Below are 14,767 nucleotides of genomic sequence, written 5' to 3' on the forward strand. Positions count from 1 at the left end.
TGCAGGGGGGACCCTGTGGGAGAGTAGGACGCCGCCGAACTTCTTTTACGGGAAAGCCCCGTGTCCTTTGTGGACACGGGGCTTTTCTGCGTTTATCCCCATTTTCCCTCCGGGGTGGATGGTTCACGGAGCCTTCGTCCGCTGCCGCTGTTCCCAGCGGCAGCGGACGAAGGGAATCGGCCGGCGATCAGTCGTCGGTGCCGTATCCGGGGAGGCCCGCGGCCCGGCCGAGTTCGAGGTCGAGCGCTTCGCGGCGGATGCGCTGATCGACGTAGAGCAGGACCACGACGCCGGCGAGGAGGGCGTATGTGACCGTCGAGATGATCACGCCGCCGATGCCGGAGACGATCAGGAAGGGCCAGCCGAGGTCCGAGGCGCCGCTCGTGAGGGCGGGGTCGGTGGCGCCGCCCTCCGAGATGACGGTGATGACACCGAGCGGAACGCTGATGAACAGAGCCACGACCAGGGCCACGAGGAGCGTCACCAGCACGGTCAGCGCCAGGGCGCCGAACGTCCGCCACCAGGCGTCCTTGACGAGCTTCGCGGACCGGCGCATCGCGGCGGCGATCGACTGCCGCTCCAGCATCAGGGCCGGGAAGGCGAGCGAGAAGCGGACCAGCAGCCAGATGGAGGCGGCGTACCCGGCCAGGACGCCGAGGAGCGCCAGCCCCGCACCGGCGGCGTTCCCGACGAGCAGGCCCGGCAGTAGACCCACGGCCAGAGCGGCGGTGCTGAGCAGGAGCAGCAGCAGGGCCAGACCCAGCAGCCGGGGAAGCCTGCCCCGTGCCTCGGCCCACGCTTCGGAGAGCGTCACGGGACGGCCCAGGACCGAGCGGCTGACCACCACGGCCAGCATGGCGGTGCTGATCAGGACGGCGACCAGGCTGATGGCCAGGGACGGCAGGTAGCCGAAGGCCTGCGCCTGGGCGGAGTCGGCGGCCTGCCGCAGGATCTCCATCCCGGAGGCGTCCGGGTCGATCGGCTCGGGGGCCGGCAGCAGGAAGCGTTCGACCAGGATCGTCGCGACCTGGGCGGGCACGGCCACCGTGAGGCCGATGCCGACAACGGTGCGCCACCGCGTACGCATCGCGGCGAACGCCCCGCCGAGGATCTCACCGACGCCGAGCGGGCGCAGCGGGATCGTGCCCGGTTTGGCAGCGGCGGGCGGTTGCCCCCAGCCAGGTCCCTGCCGGCCGCCCCAACCCACGGGAGGCGGGGGCGCGGTCGGGGGGAACCACTGTCCGGCGGGTGGCTGCGCGGAGGGCCCGTTGCCTGTCGGGACGTTGCCGTCGACGGGTTCCGAGGGGCGGGGGACGTCGGCGCCCTGGCCCTCGGAGGGGGCGGATCCGGGCGAGGCCCGGCCCGGAGTGTCGTTCATGCTCGCTCCTTCACGGTCCCGCCCGTAGATCGGGGCGGCAAGGTGGCAGCCATGGTGTCATGCGGGGTTTCGGCGAGGTCGGGGCGCTTGTTTGTCTCTCCATTCCTTCAGATGCGGGCGGCTCAGCGGGCAGACTGGGCGGATGGCTGATCAGAACGTGCGACCGTCGGCGGGTGGAGTACCTCCCGCGCTTTCCGTGCTCCGCTGGGCCGAACCTCCGGAGGGGCCTGCGGTGGTACTCCTCGACCAGACGCGGCTGCCCGCCGAGGAGGTCGAACTGGTGTGTGCTGATGTGCCCGCCCTCGTCCGCGCGATCCGGACGTTGGCGGTGCGGGGCGCCCCGCTGCTGGGCATCGCCGGGGCCTACGGGGTGGCCCTCGCCGCGGCCCGGGGCGACGACGTGGCGATGGCCGCGGAGCTGCTGGACCGGGCGCGGCCCACCGCGGTGAACCTGGGGTACGGGGTACGGCGCGCCGTACGGGCGTACCAGGAGGCCGTCGGGAAGGGGGCGGACGCGGGGCCGGCAGCGGCGGCGGTGCTGGCCGAGGCCAGGGCCCTGCACAGGGAGGACGCCGAGGCCAGCGGGCGGATGGCGCGCCACGGCCTCGCCCTGCTGGAGGAGCTGCTGCCCGATGGGGACGGCCACCGGCTGCTGACCCACTGCAACACGGGGGCGCTCGTCTCCGGCGGCGAGGGCACCGCCTTCGCCGTGGCGCTCGGGGCGCACCGGGAGGGGCGGCTGCGACGGCTGTGGGTGGACGAGACCCGTCCACTGCTCCAGGGCGCCCGGCTGACGGCGTACGAGGCGACGCGCAACGGGATGCCGTACAGCCTGCTCACGGACAACGCGGCCGGCTCGCTGTTCGCGGCGGGGGAGGTGGATGCCGTGCTCATCGGGGCGGACCGCATCGCCGCCGACGGATCGGTGGCGAACAAGGTGGGGAGCTACCCGCTGGCGGTGCTCGCGAAGTACCACCACGTACCGTTCATCGTGGTCGCGCCGACCACGACCGTGGACCCGGGCACTTTGGACGGGGCGTCGATCGTTGTGGAACAGCGACCGGCCGCCGAGGTGACGGAGTTCATGTCGCCGGGGGCCGGGGCGGTGGGTCAGGAAGGCGGGGGACTGCCCGTGGCGCCGGAAGGCACGGCCGCGTACAACCCCGCGTTCGACGTCACACCGCCGGAGCTGGTCACGGCGATCGTCACGGAGGAAGGGGCGGTTTCACCGGTCACGGGGGCCGGACTGGCAGCACTGTGTGCCAGGTCATCGCAGGTAACGATTAGCTAATGGGATGATGTCGATTATGAAGGGACGCGTCCTTGTCGTCGACGACGACACCGCACTGGCCGAGATGCTCGGGATTGTGCTGCGTGGTGAAGGGTTCGAGCCGTCGTTCGTTGCGGACGGCGACAAGGCACTAGCTGCATTTCGTGAGGCCAAGCCGGACCTGGTCCTGCTGGATCTCATGCTGCCCGGAAGGGACGGAATCGAGGTCTGCAGGCTGATCAGGGCCGAGTCGGGTGTGCCGATCGTCATGCTCACCGCCAAGAGCGACACGGTCGATGTGGTGGTGGGCCTGGAATCCGGGGCCGACGACTACATCGTCAAGCCGTTCAAGCCGAAGGAACTGGTGGCCCGTATCCGGGCCCGCCTGCGCAGGTCCGAGGAGCCGGCGCCCGAGCAGCTGACCATCGGCGACCTGGTCATCGACGTGGCCGGGCACTCGGTGAAGCGGGAGGGGCAGTCGATCGCCCTCACCCCGCTGGAGTTCGACCTCCTGGTCGCGCTCGCCCGTAAGCCGTGGCAGGTGTTCACCCGGGAGGTACTGCTCGAACAGGTGTGGGGTTATCGGCATGCTGCCGACACCCGGCTGGTGAACGTGCATGTCCAGCGGCTGCGCTCCAAGGTCGAGAAGGACCCGGAGCGTCCGGAGATCGTGGTGACCGTCCGAGGCGTCGGTTACAAGGCCGGACCGAGCTGACATGCCCCCGAGTAGCGCTGCTCCGCAGCCCGGGGAGCCGGGAGCCCGTGCGGAGCGGGCTGCCGGCCCAGGAGACAGGGCGCCCAGGATCGGGCGCCTTCTGCAGGGCGGCCGGTTGTTCCACGACCGGGCGCCCGGCGGCCCCGTGCCGCGCCTGCTGATGCGCTGGGTGCGGCGGCCGCTGCTGCCCGCCGTACGGCTCTGGCGGCGCAACCTCCAGCTCCGGGTCGTCGCGGGCACGCTGCTCATGTCGCTCGGGGTGGTGCTGCTCCTCGGGCTGGTCGTGATCGGGCAGGTGCGCAACGGCCTGCTCGACGCCAAGGGCAAGGCCGCCCAGACCCAGGCGGCGGGCGGTTTCGCCGCCGCCCAGGAGAAGGCGAACGCCCCGCTCACCCCCGGCGGGCAGCGCGGTGACCCGGCGGACGGCGCCACCGCCAACAACTCCTGGCGTACCGAGCTGGTCGACCAGCTCGCCAGTGGCGGGAAGAACGCCTTCAACGTGGTGGCGCTCAGCGCCGACGAGGGCACGCGCGCACCGCGCGGCTCGGGCAGCGTGGAGGCGGTGAGCATCCCGCAGAGCCTGCGGGACGCGGTGAACAAGGGGCCGGGGGCGTACCAGACGTACTCCGAGATCCAGTACGCCAACGGGCAGCCGCCTCAGCCCGGACTGGTGGTCGGCAAGCGGCTCTACGACATCGACCACAACCCGTACCAGCTCTACTACCTCTTCCCGCTGACGCAGGAGGAGAAGTCGCTGACGCTGGTCAGGACCACGCTGGCGACGGCGGGGCTCTTCCTGGTCGTGCTGCTCGGGGCCATCGCCTGGTTCGTGGTGCGGCAGGTCGTCACGCCCGTGCGGATGGCGGCGGGCATCGCCGAGCGGCTCTCCGCCGGCCGGCTCCAGGAGCGGATGAAGGTCACCGGCGAGGACGACATCGCCCGCCTCGGCGAGGCGTTCAACAAGATGGCGCAGAACCTCCAGCTGAAGATCCAGCAGCTGGAGGAGCTCTCCCGGATGCAGCGGCGTTTCGTCTCCGACGTCTCGCACGAGCTGCGGACGCCGCTGACGACCGTACGGATGGCCGCCGACGTCATCCACGAGGCGCGCGGCGACTTCGACCCCGTGACGGCGCGCTCCGCCGAGCTGCTCGGGGACCAGCTGGACCGGTTCGAGTCGCTCCTCGCCGACCTGCTGGAGATCAGCCGGTTCGACGCGGGCGCCGCGGCGCTGGAGGCGGAGCCGATAGATCTGCGGCAGGTCGTACGGCGGGTCATCGGCGGGGCCGAGCCGCTGGCCGAGCGCAAGGGCACCCGGATCCGGGTGGTCGGCGACGAGCAGCCGGTGATAGCCGAGGCCGACGCCCGGCGCGTCGAGCGCGTCCTGCGCAACCTCGTGGTCAACGCGGTCGAGCACGGCGAGGGCCGCGATGTCGTGGTGCGGATGGGGGCGGCCGGCGGCGCGGTCGCCGTGGCCGTCCGGGACTACGGCGTGGGGCTCAAGCCGGGCGAGGCCACGCGGGTGTTCAACCGCTTCTGGCGGGCGGACCCGGCCCGCGCCCGGACGACCGGGGGCACCGGCCTCGGGCTCTCCATCGCGGTGGAGGACGCCCGGCTGCACGGCGGGTGGCTGCAGGCCTGGGGCGAGCCCGGCGGCGGTTCGCAGTTCCGCCTGACCCTGCCGCGTACCGCGGACGAGCCGCTGCGCGGTTCGCCGATACCGCTGGAGCCCGAGGACTCGCGGGGCAACCGGGAGCGCCGCGAGCGGCCCGCCCTGCCGAGGACCGGGAGCGAGCACCGGCTGGCGTCGGTGCCGAGCCAGCCCGGCGGCCAGGACAGGTCCGCCCTGCCCGTGCCGCCCCGCGCCCCCGTGCCGCCCCGGACGGCGCCCGCCTCGGTGCATCCGGCGGCCCTGCCCGGGAGCGGGGCCCGGGTCGTCGCACGGCCCGCGGAGGACCGACCGGGCGACGAGTCGGACACGGTGGAGCGGGATCCGGAGCGGGGAGGGACGAATCGTGGGCGCTGACCTTCGCGAGGGCGGCCGGGGGCGGGTGCTGGGGCTGTCCGCCCTGATCGGGTGCGGTGCGGTGCTGCTGTCCGCCTGCGGCTCGATGCCGGTCACCGGGGACGTGAAGGCGGTCGACGCCTCCCAGCCCGGCGACTCCCAGGTGCAGGTGTACGCCGTCGCCCCGCGTGCCAACGCCATGCCCAACGAGATCGTCGACGGCTTCCTGGAGTCCATGACCAGCGACGACCCGCGCTTCCGGACGACCCGCCAGTACCTGACGAAGGAGGCCGCGGCCTCCTGGCGGCCGAACGCCCTCACCACGGTGCTCACCAAGGCACCGACCAGGAAGGACCGTCCGCTGCGCGACGGCGCCCGCAACGTCACCGAGATCGCCTACACGCTGACCGGCGAGAAGGTGGCGACGGTCGACGACCAGAACGCCTACCAGCCGCTGGCGCCCACCGAGTACGAACAGACGCTGCACCTGGTCAAGGAGGCCGGGCCGGACGGCAAGGAGTGGCGGATCGACCACGTGCCGGACGGCCTGCTGCTCGGGCAGTCGGACTTCCGGCGCCTGTACCGGTCGGTGAACAAGTACTACTTCGCGGCGGGGCAGCCCGAGGGGCAGCCGACGCTGGTCGCCGATCCCGTGTACCTCCGCAGCCGGGTGGACCCGGTCACCGGGATGGACACCGTGACGCAGTCCGTCCGCAGCCTGCTCGCCGGGCCGACCGACTGGCTGCGGCCCGCGGTGACCTCCCGGTTCCCGGCCGGTACGGCGTTGCGGAAGGGTGTGACGTCGCTGTCGCCCGACGACCGCAACGTGCTGAAGGTGCCGCTCGACAAGAAGGCGGACGGCGTCGGGCAGCGCTCCTGCCGCATGATGGCCTCGCAGGTCCTCTACACGCTGAAGGACCTGACGTCCGCCCGGGTCGAGCAGGTCGAGCTCCAGCGCTCCGACGGCTCCCCGCTCTGCGTGCTCGGTACCGACCAGGCCGAGGAGTTCGCCCCCGACGGATCGTCGAGCGGGCCGGACAGCCAGTACTTCGTCGACGAGAAGGGGCACGTGGAGCGAATACCCGGCAGCACCAGGGGCAGCGGGGCACCGGAACCGGTGTCCGGCCCGTTCGGTGACGGGCCGGTGCGGATGAGCGCGGTCGGCGTGGCCCGGGACGAGCAGTCCGCGGCGGCGGTCTCGCACGACGGAACGTCTCTCTACGTGTCGTCCATCGTCTCCGACGACGGCCTCCCCGAGGCGTCGGTGATCAGCCACGCCCGCAGGGCCAAGGACCGGCTCTCGGCCCCGAGCTGGGACGCCCGCGGTGATCTGTGGGTGGCCGACCGGGACCCCGGCAACCCGAGGCTGCTGCGGCTGCCCGGAGGGACCGGTGAGCCGCAGGAGGTCGAGGTGCCCGAGCTGGGCACCGGCCGGATAGAGGCGGTACGGATGTCCGCCGACGGGGTGCGGGTCGCGCTGCTGGTGAACGAGGACAAGCGCAACACGCTGAAGATCGGCCGGATCGAGCGGCGCGGACCGGCTTCGGCGCAGAAGATCTCGGTGGTGGACCTGCGCCAGGCGGCGCCCCAGCTCACGGACGTGACGGCGATGTCCTGGTCGGGCCGGAGCCGGCTGGTGGTGGTCGGCAAGGAGCAGGACGGCGTGCAGCAGGTGCGCTACGTGCAGGTGGACGGCTCGACGTCGGCGTCGGGGGTGCTGCCGGGGGTGAACCAGGCGCTGTCGGTGGCGGCGGCGGACGACGAACAGCTTCCGCTGATGGCGGCCACATCCGGTGACGGGATCGTCAAGCTGTCGCCCGGTGACAACTGGCAGACCGTGGTCAAGGGCGGCTTCTCGCTGGTCTACCCGGGCTGAGGCCTGGTCCACCCGGGCTGAAGGTGGTCCCGGGGCGCCACCGCGTCCGTTCCCCGTTTTCCACAGGGGTGGCCGGTTCGCCGCGGGAGGCGCACAGTGGGTTCATGCGGGGGTGGTGGCGGGAGATCTCCGGTCTGGTGCTGCCGGTGTCCTGCGGCGGTTGCGGCGAGCCGCGCGTGGAGCTGTGCCCGGAGTGCCGCGCGGAGCTGTACGGCGGGGCTCCGCGCCGGGTGAGGCCCGCCCCGGAGCCGCCCGGACTACCGGTGGTCCATGCGGCCGCGGCGTACGAGGACGCGGTGCGGGAGTTGCTGTTGGGGCACAAGGAGCGCGGTGAGCTGGGGTTGGCCGGTCCGCTCGGTACGGCGCTGGCGGGTGCGGTGCGCGCCGGGGCGGTGTCCGCGGAGGCGGCGGGCGGTCCGCTGCTCCTGGTGCCGGTGCCGTCGGCGCGGCGCGCGGTGGCGGCTCGGGGCCACGATCCGATGCGGCGGATCGCGCGGGCGGCGGCGCGGGAGTTGCGGCGCGGCGGACTCCCGGCCCAGGCGGTGCCCGTACTGCGGCAGCGGCGGGCGGTGGCCGACCAGGCGGGGCTGGACGCCCGGAGCCGGCACGCGAATCTGGCCGGGGCGCTGGAGGTCGTGGCCGGGGGCGAGCGGCTGCTCGCGGCGGGCCGGGTGGTTCTGGTGGACGACGTTCTGACGACCGGGGCGTCGCTGGCCGAATCGGCACGGGCGCTCAGGGAGGCGCAGGGCGTACGGACGGCGCACGGGCACACCGGATCCGCTCGGGGCGGCGTCGGGCAGGCGGCCGTTGTCGCAGTATCTCCCGCGTCCTTCGAAATAAACCGGAACTCTCGGTGAACTCCCTGCGTTGCAGGTAATGAGTAGGAAAAACAGCCCGATCGGAGGTACGTGCGAGTAGCGGGTGCCGATATCCGGCCAGGCAGGCTATGTTCGGTTGTGAGGAATGGTGAACGCCAAACCTCGCTGAATGCACCGCCAGGTTTCGGGCAGGCGACACACCGGTAGTCCAGACGCTGGAATTCGGTGGGGCCGAGGCTCCGCCGATGGGGGAGGAGGAGGTGGAGGTCACCGAGTCCGTGGCTCCGGTCATCACCGGAGCTTGGTGCAAGAGGGAGATGCTCCGCCGCTGAGCGGAGCGATCCGGGAACGGAGTTCTGCGTGGACATCGTCGTCAAGGGCCGCAAGACCGAGGTGCCCGAGCGGTTCCGCAAGCACGTGGCCGAGAAACTGAAGCTGGACAAGATCCAGAAGTTCGACGGCAAGGTGATCAGCCTCGACGTCGAGGTGTCCAAGGAGCCGAATCCCCGTCAGGCCGACCGTTCCGACCGGGTGGAGATCACGCTCCGCTCGCGCGGCCCGGTCATTCGGGCGGAGGCGGCCGCGGGTGACCCGTACGCGGCGCTGGACCTGGCCACCGGCAAGCTGGAGGCGCGGCTGCGCAAGCAGCACGACAAGCGCTACAGCCGCCGGGGGAGTGGCCGGATTCCCGCTGCCGAGGTCGCCGAGATCGTGCCGGGGGCGGCGTCGTTCAACGGTGACGGCGAGCTGGTCTCCGACGAGGCGGCCGATTCCGTGCCCACCACCAGGATCGGCTCGCTGGAGGTCCAGGGCGAGGGTCCGTTGGTGATGCGCGAGAAGACGCACGTCGCCGCGCCGATGTCGCTCGATCAGGCGCTCTACGAGATGGAGTTGGTCGGGCACGACTTCTATCTGTTCGTCGACTCCGAGAGCAAGGAACCCAGTGTCGTCTACCGGCGGCATGCCTACGACTACGGCGTCATCCACCTGAGGACCGACCCGCTGGCCGCCGACGAGGCGGGCGGCGCGGGCGGCGCGCTCGGCGGCTGACATCGTCATTCCGCGGGTGCCCCTGGTGTGCCTGTGCGCCCCCGGGGGCATCCGCGTGCGACCACGGGAACACCGTTCCGGCGTCCAGGCATGGAATCATGGCGCCCCAGGCCAACCGGGGTTCTGTGAACTGACGTTGGCGGACAGTGTGTGGACTTCAGGCCATGGCCTTCAGGGGGAGGAACGATGGCGGACACCTTCGGGCCCGTGCGTGACGCGAATGACGCCGACGAGATCGCCGGTGCCGGCGCGAACGGCGGTTTCCGCAGGGAGCCGATCAGAGTTCTCGTGGTGGACGACCACGCGCTCTTCCGCAGAGGGCTGGAGATCGTTCTCGCCCAGGAGGAGGACATCCAGGTCGTCGGTGAGGCGGGGGACGGTTCGGAGGCGGTCGACCAGGCCGCCGACCTGCTCCCCGACATCGTGCTGATGGACGTGCGGATGCCCAAGCGCGGCGGCATCGAAGCCTGTACGGCCATCAAGGAGGTGGCTCCCAGCGCGAAGATCATCATGTTGACGATCAGCGATGAGGAGGCCGATCTCTACGACGCCATCAAGGCCGGGGCCACCGGATATCTCCTCAAGGAGATCTCCACGGACGAGGTGGCCACGGCCATTCGCGCGGTCGCCGACGGGCAGTCCCAGATCAGCCCCTCCATGGCGTCCAAACTGCTCACCGAGTTCAAATCGATGATCCAGCGGACCGACGAACGCAGACTGGTTCCCGCGCCGCGCCTCACCGACCGGGAACTCGAAGTCCTCAAGCTCGTCGCCACGGGCATGAACAATCGCGATATCGCGAAGGAACTGTTCATCTCCGAGAACACCGTGAAGAATCACGTCCGCAACATTCTGGAGAAGTTGCAGCTGCACTCCAGGATGGAGGCGGTGGTCTACGCCATGAGGGAGAAGATCCTGGAAATCAGGTGAACCCCGCCCGGCGGCGGGGAGCGGCCGGTCAGGCCAGGGCGCGGGCGATCTCCTGGTCGAGCGGGCCGCGCAGCTCCGGCGCGTCGACCCGCTCCAGCCGGACGCCGGTGCAGCCGACCCAGGAGGCGGCCTCCACCAGCGCCTCGGCCATCGGCGCCACGGCCTTGCGGCCGGCCAGCGACACCTGCCGGGCGACCAGGGTGGTGCCCTCGCGCGCCGGGTCGACCCGGCCGAGCAGCTTCCCGCCCGCCAGCAGGGGCATCGCGAAGTATCCGTGGACCCGCTTCTGCTTGGGGACGTAGGCCTCCAGCCGGTGGGTGAAGCCGAAGATCCGCTCGGTGCGTGCCCGCTCCCAGACCAGCGAGTCGAACGGCGACAGCAGGGTCGTACGGTGCCGCCCGCGCGGCTCCGAGGCCAGCGCCGCGGGGTCCGCCCAGGCGGGCTTCGCCCAGCCCTGGACCGTCACCGGCACCAGCCCGGAGTCGGCCACCACCGCGTCGAACTGCTCGGCCTTCAGCCGGTGGTAGTCCGCGATGTCCGCCCGGGTGCCGACGCCCAGGGACTGCCCGGCGAGCGCGACCAGCCGCCGCAGGCACTCCGCGTCGTCCAGATCGTCGTGCAGCACGGCGTCGGGCAGGGCGCGCTCGGCGAGGTCGTACACCCGCTTCCAGCCGCGGCGCTCGGTGCACACCACCTCGCCGTACATCAGGGCGCGCTCGACGGCGACCTTCGACGCCGACCAGTCCCACCACTCCCCGCCGTTCTTCGCGCCGCCCAGCTCCGTCGCCGTCAGCGGCCCCTCGGCGCGCAGTTGCTCGATCACCTTGCCGTACGCGCCGTCGGGCAGCTCGTGGCCCCAGTGCGGGCGGGCGCGGTAGGCGCGGCGGCGGAAGGCGAAATGCGGCCACTCCTCGACCGGCAGTACGCACGCCGCGTGCGACCAGTACTCGAAGGCCCGCCCGCCCGACCAGTACGCCTCCTCCACGGTGCGCCGGCCGACCGCGCCGAGGCGTGCGTACGGGATCAGCTCGTGCGACCGGGCGAGCACCGAGATCGTGTCGAGCTGCACGGCACCGAGGTGCCGCAGCACGCCCGGGACCCCGGAGCGGCGGTCCGGGGCGCCGAGGAAGCCCTGGGCGCGCAGGGCGATCCGGCGGGCCTGGTCGGCGGAGAGTTCAAGGGCGGGCGGCGGCACGGACGTCATGCCCCGCACCCTAGAGGCAGCCACTGACAACCGTCCCGGAGGCGGTGGAGCCCGCCGGACGGCGATGCGGCGGGGCGAACACTTTTCGGGACTTCCCGGCACCTTCGGAGCGTCCCGGCCGTTGATCCGGGGGGGACGGCGGGGCCAACGCGGCGGCGGCCCTCCCGGCGCGGCGGGGTCCTCGCTTACGATGGCCGTTGCGGTGGGGTCCACCTGCCGTGCCCGCGCCAGAGTCCATCCAACGACCCAGTGCCAGGCCCGACCGGCAAGGAGACCAGCCTCAGTGTCCGTCTTCAACAAGCTCATGCGTGCAGGCGAAGGCAAGATCCTGCGCAAACTGCACCGCATCGCGGACCAGGTCAGCTCCATCGAAGAGGACTTCGTCAACCTCTCCGACGCCGAGCTGCGGGCGCTCACCGACGAGTACAAGGAACGGTACGCGGACGGCGAGAGCCTGGACGACCTGCTTCCCGAGGCGTTCGCGACCGTCCGTGAGGCGGCCAAGCGGGTCCTCGGACAGCGCCACTACGACGTACAGATGATGGGTGGTGCCGCCCTCCACCTCGGCTACGTGGCCGAGATGAAGACCGGCGAGGGCAAGACCCTGGTCGGCACCCTGCCGGCGTACCTCAACGCGCTCTCCGGCAAGGGCGTGCACCTGATCACGGTCAACGACTACCTGGCCGAACGCGACTCGGAGCTGACGGGCCGGGTCCACAAGTTCCTCGGCCTGACGGTCGGCTGCATCCTCGCCAACATGACCCCGGCCCAGCGCCGCGAGCAGTACGCCTGCGACATCACGTACGGCACGAACAACGAGTTCGGCTTCGACTACCTCCGCGACAACATGGCGTGGTCCGCGGACGAACTCGTCCAGCGGGGCCACAACTTCGCGGTGGTCGACGAGGTCGACTCCATCCTCGTCGACGAGGCCCGTACGCCGCTGATCATCTCCGGCCCGGCCGACCAGGCGACCAAGTGGTACGGCGACTTCGCCAAGCTCGTCACGCGGCTGACCAAGGGCGAGGCCGGCAACCCGCTCAAGGGCATCGAGGAGACCGGCGACTACGAGGTCGACGAGAAGAAGCGCACCGTCGCCATCCACGAGCCCGGTGTCTCCAAGGTCGAGGACTGGCTCGGCATCGAGAACCTCTACGAGTCGGTGAACACCCCGCTCGTCGGGTACCTCAACAACGCCATCAAGGCCAAGGAACTCTTCAAGAAGGACAAGGACTACGTCGTCATCGACGGCGAAGTCATGATCGTCGACGAGCACACCGGCCGTATCCTCGCCGGCCGCCGCTACAACGAGGGCATGCACCAGGCGATCGAGGCGAAGGAAGGGGTGGACATCAAGGACGAGAACCAGACGCTCGCCACGATCACCCTGCAGAACTTCTTCCGCCTCTACGACAAGCTCTCCGGCATGACCGGTACGGCGATGACCGAGGCCGCCGAGTTCCACCAGATCTACAAGCTCGGCGTGGTGCCGATCCCGACCAACCGGCCGCTGGTCCGCGCCGACCAGTCGGACCTGATCTACCGCACCGAGGTCGCGAAGTTCGCCGCCGTCGTCGACGACATCGCCGAGAAGCACGAGAAGGGCCAGCCGATCCTGGTCGGCACCACCTCGGTCGAGAAGTCCGAGTACCTCTCGCAGCAGCTCTCCAAGCGCGGCGTCCAGCACGAGGTCCTCAACGCCAAGCAGCACGACCGCGAGGCGACCATCGTCGCCCAGGCCGGCCGCAAGGGCGCGGTCACGGTCGCGACGAACATGGCCGGCCGAGGCACCGACATCAAGCTCGGCGGCAACCCCGACGACCTCGCCGAGGCGGAGCTGCGCCAGCGCGGTCTCGACCCGGTCGAGCACGTCGAGGAGTGGGCGGCGGCGCTGCCCGCCGCGCTGGAGAAGGCCGAGCAGGCCGTGAAGGCGGAGTTCGAGGAGGTCAAGGCGCTCGGCGGCCTGTACGTCCTGGGCACCGAGCGCCACGAGTCCCGCCGGATCGACAACCAGCTGCGCGGTCGTTCCGGCCGCCAGGGCGACCCGGGCGAGTCCCGCTTCTACCTGTCGCTCGGCGACGACCTGATGCGGCTCTTCAAGGCCCAGATGGTCGAGCGCGTCATGTCGATGGCCAATGTGCCCGACGACGTGCCGATCGAGAACAAGATGGTGACCCGGGCGATCGCCTCGGCGCAGTCGCAGGTCGAGCAGCAGAACTTCGAGACGCGTAAGAACGTCCTGAAGTACGACGAGGTGCTCAACCGCCAGCGCGAGGTCATCTACGGGGAGCGCCGCCGGGTCCTGGAGGGCGAGGATCTGCAGGACCAGATCCGCCACTTCATGGACGACACGATCGACGACTACATCCGTCAGGAGACCGCCGAGGGCTTCGCGGAGGAGTGGGACCTCGACCGGCTGTGGGGCGCGTTCAAGCAGCTCTACCCGGTGAAGGTCACCGTCGAGGAGCTGGAGGACGCGGCCGGTGACCGTGCCGGGATCACGGCCGAGTTCATCGGTGAGTCCGTCAAGGACGACATCCACGAGCAGTACGACGCCCGGGAGAAGCAGCTCGGCTCGGAGATCATGCGCGAGCTGGAGCGGCGCGTGGTGCTCTCCGTCCTGGACCGCAAGTGGCGCGAGCACCTCTACGAGATGGACTACCTCCAGGAGGGCATCGGCCTCCGTGCCATGGCGCAGAAGGACCCGCTGGTCGAGTACCAGCGCGAGGGCTTCGACATGTTCAACGCCATGATGGAGGGCATCAAGGAGGAGTCCGTCGGCTACCTGTTCAACCTGGAGGTCCAGGTCGAGCAGCAGGTCGAGGAGGTGCCGGTGGAGGACGCGGCCGAGCCGACCTCGCTGGCCAAGGAGGACGCCGTTCCGGCGGCGCGTCCGGAGATCCGCGCCAAGGGGCTCGACGCCCCGCAGCGCCCCGACCGGCTGCACTTCTCCGCCCCCACGGTGGACGGGGAGGGCGGGGTCGTCGAGGGCGACTTCTCCAGCGGCGGCGGTGCGGCCGGGTCCGAGTCCGACGGACTGACCCGGGCGGAGCGGCGCAAGGCGCAGAAGAGCGGCGGACGGCGCCGCAAGAAGTGATGCGGTGAACGGTCGCCCGCCCCGCGCCGAGGAGGCGGTGGTGGCGGGCGACCGGATCGGGGCCGGGGCGGGACGCGTGCGGAACGCGTCCGGCCCCGGCTTCGTCGCGTTCCGGGGCGGAGCCGGAAGGGACTCCGCCCCGGCGGGACCGGGGGCCCGGGGTGGGCCCGGACGGGTGTCCCGGTCGCTGGGGCCTCCGGGGCCCTCAGGGCGGGGCCCGGGGGTGGGCGCGGGGCCTGAGAACCCGGGTGCGGCACCCGGGAGACCGAGCGCGGGACCTGCGGGAGCCGGGCGCCGGGTCTGAGGGACCGAGCGCCCTTCGGTCGGCTCTTGAGGTACGGCGATGCACCCGGGCCCGGGGCGGGTCATCTGGGCCCCGGGCCGGAGGCGGGGTTCCATGGTGGCCTCCCTTGCCTCTCCCGGGGTC

10 protein-coding genes are annotated in these 14,767 nt (G+C 71.4%); 8 read left to right on the forward strand and 2 right to left on the reverse strand.

Annotated features, from left to right (window positions below; all coding sequences use genetic code 11):
• Positions 1-187: 187 nt before the first annotated feature.
• Positions 188-1,378, reverse strand: coding sequence for a hypothetical protein (locus ACWC97_RS20605; protein WP_450650762.1), 1,191 nt, complete (start codon positions 1,376-1,378; stop codon positions 188-190).
• Between the two features lie 142 nt (positions 1,379-1,520).
• Between ACWC97_RS20605 and mtnA the strand changes: the two genes are divergently transcribed.
• The 7 genes from mtnA to ACWC97_RS20640 all read left to right on the forward strand — a co-directional run bounded on the left by mtnA (position 1,521) and on the right by ACWC97_RS20640 (position 10,039).
• On the forward strand, positions 1,521-2,669 hold the full coding sequence (gene mtnA / locus ACWC97_RS20610) for an S-methyl-5-thioribose-1-phosphate isomerase (RefSeq protein ID WP_450650764.1): 1,149 nt from the start codon (positions 1,521-1,523) through the stop codon (positions 2,667-2,669).
• 4 nt (positions 2,670-2,673) lie between these two features.
• The gene (gene mtrA, locus ACWC97_RS20615; protein ID WP_007448372.1) at positions 2,674-3,363 is read left to right on the forward strand and encodes a two-component system response regulator MtrA; all 690 of its coding nucleotides are present in this window, start codon (positions 2,674-2,676) and stop codon (positions 3,361-3,363) included.
• A 1-nt stretch (position 3,364) separates the two neighbouring features.
• Positions 3,365-5,386, forward strand: coding sequence for an MtrAB system histidine kinase MtrB (gene mtrB, locus ACWC97_RS20620; RefSeq protein WP_352273634.1), 2,022 nt, complete (start codon positions 3,365-3,367; stop codon positions 5,384-5,386).
• A gap of 85 nt (positions 5,387-5,471) precedes the next feature.
• Complete coding sequence (locus tag ACWC97_RS20625; RefSeq protein ID WP_450651059.1) at positions 5,472-7,241, forward strand: LpqB family beta-propeller domain-containing protein; 1,770 nt, start codon at positions 5,472-5,474, stop codon at positions 7,239-7,241.
• Between the two features lie 104 nt (positions 7,242-7,345).
• A complete protein-coding gene (locus ACWC97_RS20630; RefSeq protein WP_352273635.1) occupies positions 7,346-8,098 on the forward strand; it encodes a ComF family protein in 753 nt (250 codons plus the stop codon).
• A gap of 321 nt (positions 8,099-8,419) precedes the next feature.
• The gene (gene hpf / locus ACWC97_RS20635; protein WP_352273636.1) at positions 8,420-9,109 is read left to right on the forward strand and encodes a ribosome hibernation-promoting factor, HPF/YfiA family; all 690 of its coding nucleotides are present in this window, start codon (positions 8,420-8,422) and stop codon (positions 9,107-9,109) included.
• 186 nt (positions 9,110-9,295) lie between these two features.
• Entirely contained in the window at positions 9,296-10,039 is a 744-nt protein-coding gene (locus ACWC97_RS20640) for a response regulator transcription factor (RefSeq protein ID WP_352273637.1), read from the forward strand.
• A 28-nt stretch (positions 10,040-10,067) separates the two neighbouring features.
• Here ACWC97_RS20640 and ACWC97_RS20645 read toward each other — a convergent pair whose 3' ends face one another.
• Positions 10,068-11,243, reverse strand: coding sequence for a winged helix-turn-helix domain-containing protein (locus tag ACWC97_RS20645; RefSeq protein ID WP_450650767.1), 1,176 nt, complete (start codon positions 11,241-11,243; stop codon positions 10,068-10,070).
• Positions 11,244-11,526: 283 nt separating this feature from the next.
• Between ACWC97_RS20645 and secA the strand changes: the two genes are divergently transcribed.
• A complete protein-coding gene (gene secA / locus ACWC97_RS20650; RefSeq protein ID WP_352273639.1) occupies positions 11,527-14,340 on the forward strand; it encodes a preprotein translocase subunit SecA in 2,814 nt (937 codons plus the stop codon).
• The last annotated feature ends 427 nt before the right edge of the window (positions 14,341-14,767 follow it).

The sequence above is a fragment of the Streptomyces sp. NPDC001108 genome (genome assembly GCF_053598535.1).